Source organism: Labrys wisconsinensis, from assembly GCF_030814995.1.
GTDB lineage: Bacteria > Pseudomonadota > Alphaproteobacteria > Rhizobiales > Labraceae > Labrys > Labrys wisconsinensis.
Genome location: NZ_JAUSVX010000001.1, coordinates 979,989 through 995,742, shown reverse-complemented (window position 1 = coordinate 995,742; position 15,754 = coordinate 979,989). Strand labels below are relative to the sequence as shown.

The following is a 15,754-nucleotide window of genomic DNA, read 5'->3' as shown; positions in this document are numbered from 1 at the left end:
AGGGGATTGGCTCGCGTCGCGCTCTTGCGATCGTTGGACGACACTTTACCGGATCGGACCATGCTCGGCACCATCATCCAGCAGACGGTCAATGCGCTGACCATCGGCGCGGTCTATGCCCTGATCGCGCTCGGCTACACCATGGTCTACGGCGTGCTGCGCATGATCAATTTCGCCCATGGCGAGATGTTCATGCTCGGCGCCTATCTCGCCTTCCTCGTGCTGGCGCTGCTGGCGCCGGGGCTCGGCGGGGCCGGCGCCGTCGTGCTGACCCTGGTCTTCTTCGCCGCGGTCGCGGCCGTCGGCGGCATCGGCGTCGGCATCGAGCGGCTGGCCTACAAGCCGCTGCGCAGCTCGACGCGCCTCGCCCCGATGCTGAGCTCGCTCGGCGTGTCGCTGTTCCTGCAGACCGGCGTGCAGATCCTGGCCGGCCCGCAGCCGCGCGCCTTCCCGAGCTTCTTCCCCAACCAGCGCATCGAGATTTTCGGCGGGGCGATCACCACGCTGCAGATCGGCATCGTCGTGCTGGCGGTGCTGCTGATGCTGGGGCTGCACCTCTTCGTCAACAAGAGCCGGGTCGGCGTGTTGGTGCGGGCGGTGTCCGAGAGCCGCGGCACGGCGCAGCTCCTCGGCATCAACGTCAACGCCGCCATCAGCCTGATCTTCTTCCTCGGCCCGGTGCTCGGCGCGGCCGGCGGCATCCTCTATGCCAGCTATTACGGCATCATGACCCCGACCATGGGTGTCGCCGTCGGGCTCAAGGCCTTCACCGCCGCCATCCTCGGCGGCATCGGCTCGATCCCCGGCGCCATGCTCGGCGGCTTCGTGCTGGCGGCGGTGGAGGTGATCGGCACGGCGCTGCTGCCGATCGTCAGCCACGGCACGCTCGGCACCGAATATCGCGACGTCTTCGCCTTCGCCATCCTGATCGCCGTGCTCCTGTTCAAGCCGGCCGGCTTCCTCGGCGAGACCGTCTCGGAGGAGAGCATGGTCTACAAGAGGGAGTTCTGATGCGCGACACCGTCATCGCCAGGCGAACCGCCGGCCTGCCGCGCCTCGTCGGCGTGCTCCTGCTCCTCGCGGCCGCCGCGGCGCTCGCGGCCGTGCCCTTCCTGCCCAACTACTACGTGCGCGTCGCCGACAGCCTGCTGATCTACGTGCTGCTCGGCATGGGGCTCAACATCGTCATCGGCTATGCCGGCCTGCTCGACCTCGGCTACGTCGCCTTCTATGCCGTCGGCGCCTATACCTATGCCCTGCTCGCCAGCCCGCAATTCGGGCTGCACCTGCCCTTCCTCCTGATCCTGCCGATCGGCGCCCTGCTCGGGGGCCTCGCCGGCATCCTGCTCGGCATCCCGGTGCTGCGCCTGCGGGGCGACTATCTCGCCATCGTCACCCTCGGCTTCGGCGAGATCATCCGCGTGGTCATCAACAATGCCGACGGCCTGACCAACGGGCCGCGCGGCATCACCCGCATCGACCGGGCCGAGGTCTTCGGCCTCACCATCGCCACGCCGGTCGCCGTCTATGGGCTGCTGCTGGTGACCTGCGTCATCGTCGGCGTGCTGGTCTGGCGGCTGGAGAAGTCGATCATGGGCAAGGCCTGGGCGGCGATCCGCGAGGACCAGGACGCGGCGCGCGGCGTCGGCATCGACACCACCAGGGCCAAGCTCGCCGCCTTCGCCATCAGCGCCATGATCGGCTCGGTCACCGGCGTGATCTTCTCCGCCTTCCAGCGCTTCGTCAGCCCGGAGAGCTTCACCTTCCAGGAATCGGTGCTGATCGTCCTGATGATCGTCATCGGCGGCATCGGCAACATCCTCGGCATCATCGCCGGCGCGGCGGTGCTGCTGCTGCTGCCCGAGGTGCTGCGCGAATTCGCGGAATGGCGCATCCTCTTCCTCGGCGGCCTGATGATCGTGCTGATCATCGCCCGGCCGCAGGGGCTGGTGCCCCGGAGCTTCGGTCCGGAGAAGCTCATCGGAGCCCTGCTGCGCCGATGAGCCTCGTCTTCGAAAAGCTCACCAAGCGCTACGGCGAGCTCGTCGCCATCGACGGCGTCAGCGCCACCTTCGAGCCGGGCCTGATCCACGGCGTGATCGGCCCGAACGGGGCGGGCAAGTCGACGCTGATCAACATGACCGCCGGCTCCTATTCGGTCTCGGACGGCGAGATCTGCCTCGACGGCCGGCGCATCAGCGGCCTGAAGAAGCACCAGATCAGCCTGGCCGGCGTCGCCCGCACCTATCAGAACATCCGCCTGTTCGACCAGATGACCGCCCTGGAGAACCTGGAGGTCTGCCTCTATCCCGTCGATGCCGGGCGGGCCTGGCAGGAGGTGCTGTGGCCGCCCTACGCCCGGCGGCGCCGGGCCGAGCGCCGGGCGCTCTGCCGGGCCGGGCTCGACCGCTTCGAGCTTGCGGGCTATGCCGACCAGGAGGCTTCGAGCCTGTCCTATGGCCGCCAGCGCATGCTGGAGATCGCCCGGGCGCTGGTGCGCGAGCCGCGCGTGCTGCTGCTCGACGAGCCGGCAGCGGGCCTCAACCATGCCGAGACGGCGGAGCTGACGACGCGCCTCGCGGCGCTGCGCCACCCCGACCGCATCATGCTGGTGGTGGAACACGACATGGACCTCGTCATGAAGCTGTGCGACCGCATCGTCGTGCTGCATCACGGCAAGCTCCTGTTCCAGGGCACGCCTGCTGAGGTGCAGGCGAATCCTGACGTCCAACAAGCCTATCTGGGGACGGCGAATGACCTCGACGACATCCGGACCGCTGCTCAGGATCGACGGGCTCGGCGCGGGCTACGGCCGCGTCGGGATCCTGTCGGACATCGATCTTGAGCTGAACGCGGGCGAGATCGTGGTGGTGCTCGGCGCCAACGGCGCCGGCAAGACCACGCTGCTCAACGCCATCTCCGGCGTCGCCCGCGTCAGCGCCGGCACGATCCGCTTCGACGGGCAGGACATCACCGGCCTGCGCCCCGAGGCGGTGGTGCGCCGCGGCCTCGCCCATTGCCCGGAGGGGCGGCAGATCTTCCAGCGCCTCACCGTGGAGGAGAACCTGGTCGCCGCCCATGTCCGGCGCGGGCCGCGCGGCTTCGAGGCGCTGCGCGAGGACGTCTTCACCCTGTTCCCGATCCTGAAGGAGCGGCGCAACGCTCCGGCGAGCCGCATGTCCGGCGGCCAGCAGCAGATGCTGGCGATCGGCCGGGCGCTGATGGCCGAGCCCAAGCTCCTGATGCTGGACGAGCCCTCGCTCGGCCTCGCCCCCAAGGTGATCCACCAGATCTTCCGCATCATCCTCGACCTGTCGCAATCCGGCATCTCGGTGCTGCTGGTCGAGCAGAACGTGCAGCTGGCGCTGGAATGCGGCGACCACGCCTATCTCCTGACGGCCGGCCGCTGCCGGCTCGAAGGCCCGGCCCAGGAGATCGCGGCGCACAGCGCCCTCAACGAGCTCTATCTCGGCGCCGCCCCGCTCGAAGACACGCTGCATGTTTGAGATCGACTGGCAGACGCCGCATCTCTGGCGCAAGACCTCGAAGGAGCCGCACGTGGTGCGGCCCGCCCTCGCCGGCGACCGCGAGGTCGACGTTGCCGTGGTCGGCGCCGGATTCACCGGGCTGTCGCCGGCGCTGGCCATGGCCGAGGCGGGCCTGTCGGTGGCGGTGCTGGAGGGCAACGAGGTCGGCTCGGCCGCCTCGGGCCGCAACAACGGCCTGGTGATCCCACACCATTCCAAGGCGACGCCGGCCGAGATCGAAGCGGCGTTCGGGCGCGTCCTCGGCGAGCGCTACAACGCCATGGTGGCCGAGGCGTCCCGCACCGCCTTCGGCCTGATCGAGCGCCACGGCATCCGCTGCGACGGCGTGCAGCAAGGCTGGATCCAGCCGGCGCATTCGCCGCAGGCGCTGGCGCGCGGCCGGCAATTCTACGAGGGCTGGAAGGCGTTCGGCGCCGACGTCGCCTGGCTCGACGCGGCCGAAGCCTCGCAGCGCGTCGGCAGCGCCTATCTCGGCGGCTGGATCGCGGCCGAGGGCGGGCACGTCAATCCCTATGCCCTGGCCCAGGGCCTCGCCGCGGCGGCCGAGCGCGCCGGGGTGGCGCTGTTCGAGCGCTCGCTGGTCAGCGCCGTGACGCCGGAGGGGCCGCGCTGGCGGCTGCGCACGTCGGGCGGCTCGCTGCTGGCGCGTCAGGTGCTGCTCGCCTCCAACGCCCTCACCGGGGCGTTCTGGCCGAAGCTCGCCGAGGCGGTCATCCCGCTCCAGGTCTACCAGGCGGCGAGCGAGCCGCTGCCCGAAGCGGCACGCGCGACCATCCTCCAGGGCAATCCCGCCGTCTCCGACACGCGGCGGGACATGCGCTACTTCAACTACGACGCGGAGTTCCGCATCGTCACCGGCGGCACCCACACGGTCTGGGCCAAGGCCCGCAGCCGGGGCCTCGCCGCGACCAGCCGCATGCTGGCCAAGGCGTTCCCGCAGCTCGGCCCGGCGCCGAAGGTCACCGAATATTGGGAAGGCGTGTTCGGCGTGGTGCCCGACCGCAAGCCCAGGCTGATGCGTCTCGCCCCCGGCGTGGTCTTCGCCGGCATCTATTCCGGCCGTGGCGTCGCCCTGTCGCTGACCCTCGGCCAGCGCGTCGGCGCCTGGCTGGCGGGCCGGCTCACGGACGATCAGATGCCGCTGCCGGTGACGGATCTGAGGCTCGTGCCGGGCCATGCGGTCGCCGTGCAGGTGGCGCGGCGCATCCATCCCCTGCACCGGCTGCAGGACAGGTTCTCCTGAGCGGGCCTTCCGCGGCCCGGCTCCATGCCGTAATGGCGGGGCTCCCTCCCTCGGACCCTCGTGCATGATTCGTCTGGAAAGCATCGGCAAGCAGAACGGCCGGCAGATGGTGTTCGTCGAGGCCAGCGCCGCGCTGCAGCGGGGCGAGAAAATCGGCCTGGTCGGCCCCAACGGCGCCGGCAAGACCACGCTGTTCCGCCTGATCACCGGCGAGGAGCTGCCCGACGAGGGCCAGGTCTCGGTCGATCGCGGCGTGACCATCGGCTATTTCAGCCAGGACGTCGGCGACCTCGCCGGCCGCAGCGCCGTCTCCGAGGTGATGGACGGCGTCGGGCCGGTCAGCGCCGTCGCCGCCGAGCTGCGGGCGCTGGAGGCCGCGATGGCCGATCCTGAGCAGGCGGACGAGATGGACGCGATCATCGCCCGCTATGGCGAGGTGCAGGGCCGGTTCGAGGAGCTCGACGGCTATGCCCAGGAGGGCCGCGCCCGCGAGGTGCTGGCGGGGCTCGGCTTCAGCCAGGAGATGATGGACGGTGATGTCGGGGCTCTCTCCGGCGGCTGGAAGATGCGCGTGGCGCTGGCGCGGATCCTGCTGATGCGTCCCGATGCCATGCTGCTCGACGAGCCGAGCAACCATCTCGACCTGGAAAGCCTGATCTGGCTGGAGGGCTTCCTGAAGGGCTATGACGGGGCGCTCCTGATGACCTCGCACGACCGCGCCTTCATGAACCGCATCGTCGGCAAGGTGGTGGAGATCGACGGCGGGGCGCTCACCGCCTATTCCGGCGACTACGAGTTCTACCAGCAGCAGCGCGCCCTCAACGAGAAGCAGCAGCAGGCCCAGTTCGAGCGCCAGCAGGCGATGCTCGCCAAGGAGATCGCCTTCATCGAGCGCTTCAAGGCGCGCGCCTCCCATGCTGCGCAGGTGCAGAGCCGGGTGAAGAAGCTGGAGAAGATCGAGCGGGTCGAGCCGCCGAAGCGCCGCCAGACCGTGCTGTTCGAGTTCCAGCCGGCGCCGCGCTCCGGCGACGACGTGGTCAGCCTGAAGGGCGTGCACAAGCGCTATGGCAGCCGCGTCATCTACGAAGGCCTCGACTTCCAGGTGCGCCGCAAGGAGCGCTGGTGCGTGATGGGCGTCAACGGCGCCGGCAAGTCGACGCTGCTGAAGCTGGTGGCGGGCGCGACGCAGCCGGACCAGGGCACGGTGACGATCGGCGCCGCGGTCAGGATGGGCTATTTCGCCCAGCATGCGATGGAGCTGCTCGACGGGGAGCGCACCGTGTTCCAGGCGCTGGAGGATGCCTTTCCCCAGGCCGGCCAGGGCTCGCTGCGTGCGCTCGCCGGCTGCTTCGGCTTTTCCGGCGACGAGATCGAGAAGCGCTGCCGGGTGCTGTCGGGCGGCGAGAAGGCGCGGCTGGTGATGGCGAAGATGCTCTACGATCCGCCGAACTTCCTGGTGCTGGACGAGCCGACCAACCATCTCGACATCGCCACCAAGGAGATGCTGATCGCAGCGCTGGCCGAGTACGAGGGCACGATGCTGTTCGTCTCGCACGACCGCCACTTCCTCGCCGCGCTGTCCAACCGCGTGCTGGAGCTGACGCCGGAGGGCGTGCACGCCTATGGCGGCGGCTACACCGAGTATGTCGCGCGCACCGGGCAGGAGGCGCCGGGGTTGCGCAGCTGAGCCATCACGGGACCATCAGGACATGACCGCCTCGCCGCCCTTCCTCGGCCTTCCCGATCGCCTCGCCGACGGCCGCATCCCCCGTGCGGTGATCTTCGGCGCCGGTCACGGCAGCACCTATCCCGGCAAGGACAGCAGTGGCCATGCCCTGGCCGCCGACGCCATCCGCGCCGCGAGCCAGGACGACGCCGCGCTCGTCGAGCACTGGGATTTCGATCTCGGCGGCCCGCTGTTCGACGGCAAGCCGGCCTGCTGCATCGACGCCGGCGACATCCCGACCACCCTGCATGACAATGCCGGCAACCGGGCGCGGATCGAGGCGAGGACGCGCGAGGTCCTGGCCTTGCCGGCGGTCCCGATCCTGCTCGGCGGCGACTGTTCCGCGACCATTCCCTTCCTCGCCGGGTTTGCGGATCGAGGGCCGGTCTGGATCCTGCAGATCGACGCCCATATCGACTGGCGCGACGAGGTCCATGGCGAACGCTGGGGCTATTCGAGCCCGATGCGCCGGGCGAGCGAGATGCCGCATGTCGCCGGCATCGTGCAGGTCGGCCTCCGCGGCGTCGGCAGCGCGCGCCTCGCCGACATCGAAGCGGCGCGGCACTATGGCAGCCGCTTCGTCACCGCCCGCGAGATTCACGCCCAGGGCGTCGAAGCCGCCCTGCGGCATGTTCCGGAAGGAGCTCGGGTCGTCGTCACCCTCGACTGCGACAGCCTCGATCCCGGCATCATGCCGGGCGTGGCGGCGCGCACCCCCGGCGGCCTCAGCTACACGCAGGCGATCGACCTGATCGCGGGCCTCGGCAGGCGGGCCGCGATCGCCGGATTCGACCTTGTCGAGCTCTATCCTCCCGCCGACATGGACGGCCTGTCGGCCCTGACCGCCGCGCGCCTTCTCGTCAATGTGATCGGCACCATCGTCCGGCAGGTTTGAGCCCCGGCTTCCGCACGCAGCGCGATGCCTGCATCGCTTGCCGGCATCGTCCTCAATCTTGCGCGAGGAATGTGTGCACCAGAGCCTCCCACTCGCCGTCGAGTGTCAGCCTCGACGGTGCGGCGCCGCTGCGGCGATACCAATAGTCGGCGTTGAACGGGTCGCCCTCCTTGCGGTGGAGATAGGCGTGCACCCGCATGCCTGCGACATCGTCCCGTTCCTGGGCATGCTCATGCGCCGTCGTCCAATCGCCCTTCGCGTCCCACCACAGCGCCTGCAACGCCGGGTGGAGGCCGCGGGGCGGCTGTGGTTCCGCGAGCGAATCCCTGAAGGCCTGCAGGTCCAATGTCCGCATCCCATGATGGCGAGGCGGGAATGATATCCGGTCGGGCGCCGGCCGGGTAGCGTCCATGGGCTCGTCGGAAGGGCTGTTGGCGGGTGCGCCCTGCAACGGCGATCCTACCGGTTCTCCCGGAGCAGCGTCTCGGCGCAGATGAAACCCCAGGTGAGGTTCGGCCCCAGGGTCGTCCCGGCGCCGACGGCGCGGGTGCCGATCGGGTTGGCCATGGCCAGGCCCGCGGCATAGAGGCCGGCGATGATCGAGCCGTCCTCGCGCAGCACCTGGCCGCGCTCGTTGGTGCGCGCCCCGCCCTTGGTGCCGAGGATCGAGCGGTTGAGCGACATGGCAACGAAGGGCGCCTCATCCAGCCGGCCGAACTTGCCCTCGGGGCCGTGCGACTTGTAGCTCTCCCAGGCCGACTCGCCGCGGGCGAAATCCTCGTCGCGGCCCTGGTCGCAGAAGCGGTTGAAGCGGGCGATGGTCTCCGCCAGGGCGCCGGCGGGCACGCCGGTCCGGCCGGCCAGGGCCTCGATGCTGGGCGCCTTGATCACCCAGCCCGGCTGCTTCCTTGCATACCAGAGGAAGGGCAGCGAGCGGCGCAGCAGGCGCCGGTCGCCGATGAGCCAGACCGGCAGGTGCACGGGCTCGCCGGTGGCGGGATCGCGGCGGTCCATGGCCTCGCCGATGTTGAAGTCGCTCTCGCTGATGAAGCGCCGGCCGTGGCGGTCGACCACGATCGAATGCGGCTCGGCCTGGAAGGTGAAGGGCAGGCCGTGCGGCTGGCCCTCATAGGTGGTGGGCAGGCAGGGATAGATGTTGGCCTGGTCCATGCGGTCGAGCCGGGCGCCGGCGGCGGCGGCCATGATCTGGCCGTCGCCCGCATTGGTGCGCGGGCTGCCGCGCCGGTCGAGCGGGCCGGGGAAATGCTCGGCGAGCAGGCCGGCATGCCATTCGAACCCGCCGGTCGCCAGCACCACGCCGCGGCGCGCCCTGATGGTGCGCCGGCGCCCGTCTTGCTCGACCGCGGCGCCGGTGACGGCGTTGCTCTCGTCGCGCAGCAGCTCCATGGCGCGTGACTTCAGCTCGATACGGCAGCCGGCGTCGAGGCAGCCTTTGAGCAGGCCGGTCATCAGCGCCGTGCCCTGGCCGCCGGCATCGGTGAGGAGGCGCCAGGCGAGCTTGGGCAGGACGCGCAGCGCCGCCCGCACCGGATGGTGATAGGGGTCGCTGTCGACCATCTCGCGATAGGTGAAGAGGTGCGGCAGGGTCGAGCGGCGGAGCGTCCCGGCATGGCGCCCCAGCAGGCGACGGCTCAGCGCCTTGGGCGAGAGCATGCGCCCGCGCAGCTTGCCGCCGGGCTGCTCGGACATCGGGTCGGGCTCGTCGATCAGCTCGAAGCGCAGCGGCGTGCGCTCGATCAGGAAGGCGGCGAGGCGCGGGGCGGCCTCTGCGAAGGCCTGCCACAGCCGGTCCTCCTCGACCTGCCAGCCCGGCGGCGAGACGGCGCGCAGATAGGCGAGCGCCTCCTCCGGGCTGTCGTCGAGGCCGGCGGCCTTGGCGATCGGATTGGCCGGCAGCCACACACCGGCGCCGGACATGGCGCTGGTGCCGCCGAGCCAGCCTGTCTTCTCCAGCACCAGGACATCGAGCCCGCCGGCGGCCGCCCGCAGCGCCGCCGACAGCGCGGCCGAGCCCGAGCCGATCACCAGGACGTCGCAGCTCTCTTCGTTCCCGTTCACCGCTCGTCCCTTCATGTCTGTGCGCCGGGCGCGATGCCGGCCAGCGCCGTCACCAGATCCTCGACGCGCCGGCAGGGCACGGCGCCGCTCTGGCGCAGCTCGTCGGTGACGTCGACCGGCAGCGAGGTGCCGGCATCGTCGAGAATCTCGTTCAGGCGGCCGCCGATGAAGACGCGCGGCTCGATGCGCAGCCGCGCGAGCTCACCCTTGAGGCGCTGGACGAAGCTCAGCGCCACGCCGTTATAGGTGGAGACCGCCACGGCCTCGGCGCCGCTCTCGGCGGCACGCCGGGCCAGCACGTCCGGATCGATGCTGACGCCGCCATCGACGAGCTCGATGCCGAGCCGGCCGAGCACGATGGACAAAAGGCGCTTGCCGTAGAAATGCACGTCCGTCGTGGCGACCACCACCCGCGGCCGGCGGTGCGCCAGCGCCGCCTTCTCGGCCTGCGGCACCGCGGCGAGGACCTGCCGCGCCAGTTGCTCGATCTCGTCGACGAAGGGACTGGCGACCGCCTCGGCGCCATCGCGCTCGCCGAAGCGGCGCTCCAGCTCGGCCGGGCCGATGCGGCGCAGCGCCAGCAGCACCTCGGCGGGATCGGCGAGATCGAAGCCGGCGGCGTCGAGACCCTCCATCAGCCGGTCGCGGAAGCGGACGCCGCGGGCGAACAGGGTCTCGGCGATCGGCTCGGCCGCTGCCGTCGACAGGATCGGGGCGAGGTCGCCGATGCGCTCGACCAGCCGGCGGGCGGCGAGATGGGCGTCGACCACCTCCTCGACCGTCGGAATGCGCCGGGCCTCGGTGACCGGGATCGGCGTCAGCGCCTGGCCCGAGGGGGTGGACCATAAGGCGAAGGCGTCGACCAGCATGTAGCTCGCCAGCGCACCGTAATTGGCCACCGGCTCCGGCCCGTAGAGCGTGGTGTTGCCGTAGAGCATGGTGCCGGGCGTCGGGTTGGCGCGGGCGAGGGCGATCTGGAAGGCGAGGCGCTTGGCCGGCTCGCTGAAGGTGTGGCCGAAGCAATGGCCGAGCGGCAGGCCGATCAGATCCTCGACGATCCAGCGCTCGACCATGGCGAAGCCGAGCGCCGAGCCCATGTCCTCGAACCAGGCGGCATAACCGTCGTCGAGATTGGAATGGATCAGGATCGGCACCGGCTGCGCCTTGATCAGGCCGAGTGCCTCCACCGTCGCCAGGGTGGTGCCGACATCGTTGCCCCAGCCCGGCAGGCGGAAGGTGAAGTACTGCGAGAGATTGCCGATGGTGGTGGAGCCGGCCAGCAGGGCCGCCGCCGCGTTTTCCACCGCCGCCGGCATGCCGAGGACGAAATCGCCGAAATGCGGCGCCACCGGCGCCATGGCGGTGAGGGCGATGAAATCCGCCGGGCTTTCCAGGATCATGCCGGTGCCGCGCGGGCGCCCGCGCCGCTCGGCGGCGGGGTAGCCCATGCTCCAGTCGAGGCAGATGCCGTAGCGGTCCGGGGCGGCGCCCTTCTCGGCCAGCCGGTCATGGATCCCCGCCCAGGCGCGGCGGCTGTCCTCGATGGCGCGATAGCCGATCTGCGCGTGGAAGCTGAAGCGGCGCTCGGCGATCATCCGGCGCTTGACCTCGAGCTCGCTGGCCGCCCCGCGCGCCTCGAGGAAGGCCGAGCGGCCGAGCCGCACCGTCGCCGCTCCCGCCCGTCCGCGCGCAAAAGCCTCGCCGCCGCCGAGCGGGCCGGGCGGCAGGACGTCGGCGCGGGCAAGACGCACCCCGGCGGTGGGTTTGGAGGGAAGGGCCATCACGGGATCAGGGGCGCGACATGATTGAGCACGGCGTGCTGCAAGCTGAGCGCCGCCAGAAGGGAGGTGCGGGGATTGTCCGGCAGGGCCCGGTTCTCCGTCTCGAACACGAAGCGGCCGAATGCGCCCTCGGCCTCGATGCGGTGGGTGTTGGCGACGAGGCCGGGGTCGGCGACCAGCGTCACCCGGGTCGCCTCCGGACCGAGGCCGGCCAGGGCGAGCGCGGCGGTGACGTTGGCGTTGCGGGGAAAGCGGGCCGCCGCCTCCGCCGCCGAGCCCTCGAAGACGATGGCGGGCCGCTCCAGGGCGTCGAGGTCGCAGGCTTCCTCGGCCGGGGTGCCTTTCCAGGCGGCGGGCGGCTTGCTGCCGCGATAGGTCACGGCAGTGAGGCCGGCGAGCCTGGCGGCGGCGAGGGCGTCGAGCCCGCCGAGCGCGCCGGCGGGGACGACGAGGCGCGCCCGGCCGCGCTCCGCTGCTGCCCGGACGTCGGCCAGCACGGCCGGCTCGGCCAGGGCGCCGACCGAGGCGATGATGCAGTCGACGCCGGCGGCGAGGCAGGCGGGAACGAGGTCTCGCATCGCGCCATGGCCGGCGCATTCGACCACCAGGTCCGGCCCCCAGGCGAGCAGGCCCGCGGCGTCGGCGCAGACGGCCATGCCGTCGAAGGCGGGCGCAGCAGGCGGCCGGCGCGCCAGCACCGCGCCGATCCGCAGCGGCGGGTCGCCGCCGGCGAGGCCCGCGGCGAGCGCGAGCGCCATGGCGCCGGCGCCGATGACGGCCACGCGCGGGCTCGGGGTTCGGAAGGGTGTGCTCTGCATCGTCGGCTCTGACCTGCCGGAGGATACAATGGAGCAGCTTTCGAATTCTGTCTACTTCAGTGTATGCACTTTTGGCGGATGACCCGGCCCCGCCTTGCAGGCGTCGATCGGGGCGGCCGCGTCAGGCCGGAAAGGCGCGGCCGACGGCGGCGAAGAGGTCGAGGTCCTGGCGCGCGTCCTCCAGCGTCGTCTTCGGCCGGGCGCCGCCGGCGATGCAGTCATGGAAGGCGTCGAGCTCGATGCGGAACGGGTCCTCGTAGCTCGGCCCGACGATTTCGCTGTGCGTGTCCGTGTCCGTCGAAGTGGTCACCGTGAGCTGCGTCGGCAGGTTGCGCACATAGGGCGTGTCGTAGGTCACCCGGAACTGCTGGCGGTCGGTCAGCACCTCGATGCCGGCGTCGAAGCGCGCGACATTGTTGATCACCGCCTCGTAGACCGCGGTGAAATGCCCGTAGTCGAACAGGGCGACGATGCGCTCACCCTTGTGCTGCACGGCCGCGTGCAGCCCCTGCGGCATGCCGAACAGCTCGCGCATCGCCGAGAAGCTGTGCGAGGACAGGCCGGTCAGGACCTGATAGGCGCGCCGCTGCTCGGCGGAGGACCTCTCGCCGATCGCCGAGCGCAGCAGCCGGTCCGTCTCGGCGCGGCCGGCCTCGATGATCGGCCGCGGCACGTCGGTGGGATAGAACACCGGCCGGGTCTGGCGGATGAAGAACGGGCCTTCGCAGATGAGGTCGCGGATGCGGACGTGGATGATCTCGTCCGCCGGCGGCAGCCGGCGCTTCAGCTCCAGGAAGGGCCGGGAGAAGCGGCGCATGTAGCCGACGAACAGCGTCTTCCCATAGGTCGCGGCCCGAGGCAGGATCGGCTCGAGCTCGGCGAGCGTCAGGCACACCGGCTTCTCGATGAACACGTGCTTGCCGGCGTCCATCGCCTGCGACAGGAGGCCGGCATGGAGATGGTCGGGCGTCAGGATGAACACCGCGTCGATCTCGGGGTCGCCGAGCAGCGCCCGCGCATCGGCATAGGTCTTGCCGACGCCGTAGCGCGCCGCCACATGGGCGAGGAGCGAGGGCGAGACGTCCATGACCGCCGCGATGCGGAAGCGCGGGTCGTCGGCGAGCAGGGGCAGGTGCATCAGCTGCGCGACTTCGCCAAGCCCGATCAGGCCGACCCGGATACTCATGCTCGATCTCCAGAAGGGGGGCTGCAGGAACGCGGCCCGCGGGCTGGATAATGCCCCGGCGACGTGGTTAAATCAACAAACTGGATTTATGAAATTGTGAAAGACCCAGGCCTCGGGAAGAACCACGGCTTCACCAAGCGGCTGAACCGGCAGACGGTGCTCGGCCTGCTCAGGCGCGACCCCTCGCTCAGCCGCGCCGAGATCGCGCGCCTGGTGCAGCTCAGCCCGCAGGCCGTCTCCAACATCACCCAGGACCTGTGGGATGGCGGGCTGGTGGTGCCCGCCGGCAAGGTCTATGGCGGCAAGGGCCAGCCGCCGACGAGCTATCGCATCGCCGCCGATTGCGGCTTCGGCATCGGGCTGCACCTCGACCGCACCGCGGTGCGCGCCGTGCTGATCGATTTCGCCTATGCCGAGCGGGCGCAGATCCGCGAGCCGCTGACGGACCCGTCGGAAGCCGGGGTGCGCGGCACGCTGCGTCGTCTCGTCGACGGGCTCATCGCCGCCGCCGGCGTCGAGCGCCGGCGCGTCTGGGGCGTCGGCATCGCCTCACCCCGCCTGCGCCTCGATGGCGAGGAGCTCGACAGCCCGCTGCTGGAAGGCGAGTTCTGGAGCAGGGTGCACGGCTACGAGCTCGACCGCGGCCTGGCCGAGGACACGGGCCTTGCCGTCATCGTCGAGAACGACGCGAATGCCGGCGCCCTCGGCGAGCTCACCTTCGGCCGCGGCGTCGGCCTGCAGCATTTCTGCTACCTCTTCCTCGGCCACGGCCTCGGCGGCGGCCTGGTGCAGAACGGGGCGATCTACCGCGGCGGCTCGGCCAATGCCGGCGAGGTCGGCCGCATCCTGGTGCGGCGGGGCGAGGAGACGCTCTACCTGGAATCGATCCTGTCGCTCGAAGGCCTGCTCGGCCGGATCGCGCCGGGCGAGGATGCGATCCACGACCTCGACCTCAGCCTGCCCGACCTGATCGATGGCGCCCGCGCGGCGACCGAGGCCTGGATCGAGGCGGCGGCAGACCATCTGCGCTGGCTGGTCGCCACGCTGGAGAACACGCTCGACCCGCAGACGATCCTGATCGGCAGCGACCTGCCGCCGCATGTGCTGGACCGCCTGGTCGAGCGCGCCCACCCGCTGCATCCCACCATCGGCCTGCGCCGCGACCGCGCCATCCCCCGCCTGCAGGCCGGCCTGATCGGCACCGACGTGATCGCGCTCGGCGCCGCCACGACCCCCCTGCTGGCGACGCTCGACCCGGACCCGGCCGCGACCTGGACCATCCGCGGCCGCATCCTCGACCTCTACGAGCCGGCCGGTCCGGGGGCCTGAGCGAGCCTCCGGGAAGCCGGGTCATTCGCTGGGGGAGGATGGATGGTCCGAGGCGCCCATCGCAGGCGAGGCAAGAATCCCGGCTGCGGTTGCGAAAATGCGGCGATCGTCGCGTTCGCTTGGATGGACCGATCAAGTCGGTCCATGACGCAGTGGTTCAGGCGTGCATGCCTGAACGGCCGCTCTATCCGCAAAAGAACATGAACGCTCCACATCCCCGCGACATGCGGATGGTTCTCGGCGTCGACCCGGCCGGCTGACGGCCGTCAGCCCTTGACGGCGCCGGCGGTGAGGCCCGTGACGATCCGGCGCTGGAAGATCAGCACCAGCACGATCAGCGGCAGCGTGACGATGATCGAAGCGGCCATGATCGGCCCGAAGGGATATTCGTAGCGGCTGTTGCCCGAGATCAGGCCGATGGCGACCGGCACGGTGCGGTTCTCGTCGGAGAGGATGAAGGTCAGGGCGAACAGGAACTCGTTCCAGGCGAGGATGAAGGAGAGCAGGCCGGTGCTCGCCAGCGCTGGGCCCATCAGCGGCAGCAGGATGCGCGTCAGGATGCGCCAGTGCGAGCAGCCGTCCATGATCGCCGCCTCCTCCAGCTCGCGCGGAAACTCGCGCATGAAGCTGGTCAGCACCCAGACCGTGAACGGCACGGTGAAGATGAGATAGGCCAGGATCAGCGCGCCGATGCGGTTGTAGAGGCCGAGCCAGCGCACCAGCTCGAACATGCCGGACATCACGGCGATCTGCGGGAAGATCGACACCATCAGGATCGCCAGCAGCATCGCCGCCTTGCCGGCGAAGCTGAGGCGCCCCAGCGCATAGGCCGCCATCGTCGCCAGGGCGAGCGAGATTGCCGTGGTCGAGCCGGCGACGATCAGCGAATTGACGATGCTGCCGGTGAAGACGGGGTCGGCGAGCAGCGCCTTGTAATGGGTCAGGTCGAAGCTCGGCACCAGGCTCGGGCTGAACAGGGCGACGCCGGAGCGGAAGGAGGAGACCAGCGCCCAGTAGTAGGGAAACAGCGTGTAGACGAGCACGAGGAGCCCGGCGGCGATCATGCCGGCGGCCTTGGCCCGGCGCTGCCAGCGGTAGAAGCGCGGCGAGCGGCGGCAGCGCGCGGGCCTGGACAGGGTGGTCGTCATG

The 15,754-nt window shown here is 70.6% G+C and carries 14 protein-coding genes; 8 read left to right on the top strand and 6 right to left on the bottom strand.

Annotated elements, in window-relative coordinates; all coding sequences use genetic code 11:
* Positions 1-60 precede the first annotated feature (60 nt).
* The 7 genes from QO011_RS04555 to QO011_RS04525 all read left to right on the top strand — a co-directional run bounded on the left by QO011_RS04555 (position 61) and on the right by QO011_RS04525 (position 7,412).
* Positions 61-1,011, top strand: a complete 951-nt coding sequence (locus tag QO011_RS04555; RefSeq protein ID WP_307268249.1) for a branched-chain amino acid ABC transporter permease — start codon at positions 61-63, stop codon at positions 1,009-1,011.
* Entirely contained in the window at positions 1,011-2,003 is a 993-nt protein-coding gene (locus tag QO011_RS04550) for an ABC transporter permease subunit (protein WP_307268247.1), read from the top strand. Before QO011_RS04555 ends, QO011_RS04550 begins: the two co-directional genes overlap by 1 nt.
* Entirely contained in the window at positions 2,000-2,845 is an 846-nt protein-coding gene (locus tag QO011_RS04545; protein WP_307268245.1) for an ABC transporter ATP-binding protein, read from the top strand. The genes QO011_RS04550 and QO011_RS04545 overlap by 4 nt, the downstream gene beginning before the upstream one ends.
* Positions 2,754-3,506 carry an ABC transporter ATP-binding protein gene (locus QO011_RS04540; RefSeq protein WP_307268243.1) on the top strand — a complete coding sequence of 251 codons (753 nt, stop codon included), beginning with the start codon at positions 2,754-2,756 and terminating at the stop codon, positions 3,504-3,506. The genes QO011_RS04545 and QO011_RS04540 overlap by 92 nt, the downstream gene beginning before the upstream one ends.
* Positions 3,499-4,791 carry an NAD(P)/FAD-dependent oxidoreductase gene (locus tag QO011_RS04535; protein WP_307268240.1) on the top strand — a complete coding sequence of 431 codons (1,293 nt, stop codon included), beginning with the start codon at positions 3,499-3,501 and terminating at the stop codon, positions 4,789-4,791. Before QO011_RS04540 ends, QO011_RS04535 begins: the two co-directional genes overlap by 8 nt.
* 64 nt (positions 4,792-4,855) lie before the next feature.
* Positions 4,856-6,478: an ABC-F family ATP-binding cassette domain-containing protein gene (locus tag QO011_RS04530; RefSeq protein ID WP_307268238.1), complete on the top strand. Its 1,623-nt coding sequence runs from the start codon at positions 4,856-4,858 to the stop codon at positions 6,476-6,478.
* Between the two features lie 22 nt (positions 6,479-6,500).
* The gene (locus tag QO011_RS04525; protein WP_307268235.1) at positions 6,501-7,412 is read left to right on the top strand and encodes an agmatinase; all 912 of its coding nucleotides are present in this window, start codon (positions 6,501-6,503) and stop codon (positions 7,410-7,412) included.
* Positions 7,413-7,464: 52 nt separating this feature from the next.
* On the opposite strand, the gene QO011_RS04520 is transcribed toward QO011_RS04525, so the two are convergent.
* The 5 genes from QO011_RS04520 to QO011_RS04500 form a co-directional block, all read right to left on the bottom strand.
* Positions 7,465-7,767 carry a hypothetical protein gene (locus QO011_RS04520; protein ID WP_307269240.1) on the bottom strand — a complete coding sequence of 101 codons (303 nt, stop codon included), beginning with the start codon at positions 7,765-7,767 and terminating at the stop codon, positions 7,465-7,467.
* 104 nt (positions 7,768-7,871) lie between these two features.
* Complete coding sequence (locus QO011_RS04515) at positions 7,872-9,491, bottom strand: FAD-dependent oxidoreductase (protein WP_307268233.1); 1,620 nt, start codon at positions 9,489-9,491, stop codon at positions 7,872-7,874.
* Positions 9,492-9,502: 11 nt separating this feature from the next.
* A complete protein-coding gene (locus QO011_RS04510) occupies positions 9,503-11,272 on the bottom strand; it encodes a cobalamin-dependent protein (RefSeq protein WP_307268231.1) in 1,770 nt (589 codons plus the stop codon).
* Positions 11,272-12,090: an aspartate dehydrogenase gene (locus QO011_RS04505; protein ID WP_307268228.1), complete on the bottom strand. Its 819-nt coding sequence runs from the start codon at positions 12,088-12,090 to the stop codon at positions 11,272-11,274. Before QO011_RS04505 ends, QO011_RS04510 begins: the two co-directional genes overlap by 1 nt.
* A 121-nt stretch (positions 12,091-12,211) precedes the next feature.
* Positions 12,212-13,276, bottom strand: a complete 1,065-nt coding sequence (locus tag QO011_RS04500; RefSeq protein WP_307268225.1) for a Gfo/Idh/MocA family protein — start codon at positions 13,274-13,276, stop codon at positions 12,212-12,214.
* A gap of 96 nt (positions 13,277-13,372) precedes the next feature.
* On the opposite strand from QO011_RS04500, the gene QO011_RS04495 reads away from it, so the two are divergent.
* Complete coding sequence (locus QO011_RS04495; RefSeq protein ID WP_307268222.1) at positions 13,373-14,605, top strand: ROK family transcriptional regulator; 1,233 nt, start codon at positions 13,373-13,375, stop codon at positions 14,603-14,605.
* Positions 14,606-14,871: 266 nt separating this feature from the next.
* Here the strand turns inward: QO011_RS04495 and QO011_RS04490 are convergent, their stop codons facing one another.
* Positions 14,872-15,753 (bottom strand): carbohydrate ABC transporter permease, encoded by an 882-nt coding sequence (locus QO011_RS04490; protein WP_307268220.1) that lies wholly within the window; start codon positions 15,751-15,753, stop codon positions 14,872-14,874.
* Between the last annotated feature and the right edge of the window lies 1 nt (position 15,754).

What these genes read in the sequence shown, in the direction of transcription:
- QO011_RS04505 (WP_307268228.1), bottom strand. Translation starts at nt 12,090, where the DNA reads ATGCAGAGCACACCCTTCCGAACCCCGAGCCCGCGCGTGGCCGTCATC.
- QO011_RS04490 (WP_307268220.1), bottom strand. Translation starts at nt 15,753, where the DNA reads ATGACGACCACCCTGTCCAGGCCCGCGCGCTGCCGCCGCTCGCCGCGC.
- QO011_RS04535 (WP_307268240.1), top strand. Translation starts at nt 3,499, where the DNA reads ATGTTTGAGATCGACTGGCAGACGCCGCATCTCTGGCGCAAGACCTCG.
- QO011_RS04520 (WP_307269240.1), bottom strand. Translation starts at nt 7,767, where the DNA reads ATGCGGACATTGGACCTGCAGGCCTTCAGGGATTCGCTCGCGGAACCA.
- QO011_RS04525 (WP_307268235.1), top strand. Translation starts at nt 6,501, where the DNA reads ATGACCGCCTCGCCGCCCTTCCTCGGCCTTCCCGATCGCCTCGCCGAC.
- QO011_RS04540 (WP_307268243.1), top strand. Translation starts at nt 2,754, where the DNA reads ATGACCTCGACGACATCCGGACCGCTGCTCAGGATCGACGGGCTCGGC.
- QO011_RS04530 (WP_307268238.1), top strand. Translation starts at nt 4,856, where the DNA reads ATGATTCGTCTGGAAAGCATCGGCAAGCAGAACGGCCGGCAGATGGTG.
- QO011_RS04510 (WP_307268231.1), bottom strand. Translation starts at nt 11,272, where the DNA reads ATGGCCCTTCCCTCCAAACCCACCGCCGGGGTGCGTCTTGCCCGCGCC.
- QO011_RS04545 (WP_307268245.1), top strand. Translation starts at nt 2,000, where the DNA reads ATGAGCCTCGTCTTCGAAAAGCTCACCAAGCGCTACGGCGAGCTCGTC.
- QO011_RS04500 (WP_307268225.1), bottom strand. Translation starts at nt 13,276, where the DNA reads ATGAGTATCCGGGTCGGCCTGATCGGGCTTGGCGAAGTCGCGCAGCTG.
- QO011_RS04550 (WP_307268247.1), top strand. Translation starts at nt 1,011, where the DNA reads ATGCGCGACACCGTCATCGCCAGGCGAACCGCCGGCCTGCCGCGCCTC.
- QO011_RS04555 (WP_307268249.1), top strand. Translation starts at nt 61, where the DNA reads ATGCTCGGCACCATCATCCAGCAGACGGTCAATGCGCTGACCATCGGC.